This window comes from Niallia sp. M35 (assembly GCF_050971705.1).
GTDB lineage: Bacteria > Bacillota > Bacilli > Bacillales > Cytobacillaceae > Niallia > Niallia circulans_A.
Genome location: NZ_JBPCEP010000052.1, coordinates 1 through 671, shown reverse-complemented (window position 1 = coordinate 671; position 671 = coordinate 1). Strand labels below are relative to the sequence as shown.

Here is a 671-nt window from a genome sequence, read left to right as displayed (position 1 = left end):
CGTGAAACGACTGAGCGGGTTCCGCTGGCTTTATTGATACTTTTTTCTCCTTTTAACAGCTTAAGGTATTTGGCTTGGCCGGCGTATGGGATAAAGGAAGTGGCTGCACTTCCCGATACATACATGATCCCTTCTTTTTCAGCGGTGTCTGTTATAGACTGCGCCATCGATTCAAGGACGATTGCGGGATCGTGTATAATCGCATCGAGCGTTTCTGTAGCACTCTCTATCCTTTTCGTAGAAGCTTTTTTTAGAAAATCCGGCTCTATAGAATCTGGAATGATTCCTGATGCGGCTACGATTCCAGCATCGATCACAAGCGTAATAAGGCCTTTGGCTATCTCATAAATCGCTACTGCGAGCCCCTTTACAAAATCCCAAGCTCCCTCTGCTGTTACAGAAATCACATCGCTTACCTTTTCAGAGAAGGTTGTATAGCGATCCTTGACCTGAGAGGCCTTGTTTGCATATTCATCATCTGTGTTTTCATACTTTTTTACTTTTGACTCATAGAGATCCCACAGCTCTTCCATTTTATTTTTTAACTTGGATTGAACAGATTCCATATCATTTCGAATGCTTTCCAGCTGTTGTTTATTATATCTGCTTCGCTCTCTTTCTTCCAGATCTGTATCGTCAAACAGACTAAATAGAAGGCTGGGGGACCGATA

The 671-nt window shown here is 42.8% G+C and carries 1 protein-coding gene; it reads right to left on the bottom strand.

What is annotated here, in order from left to right:
- A partial coding sequence (locus tag NiCM35_RS26645; protein ID WP_433780909.1) for a hypothetical protein occupies nucleotides 1-671 on the bottom strand: 671 nt, incomplete at both ends.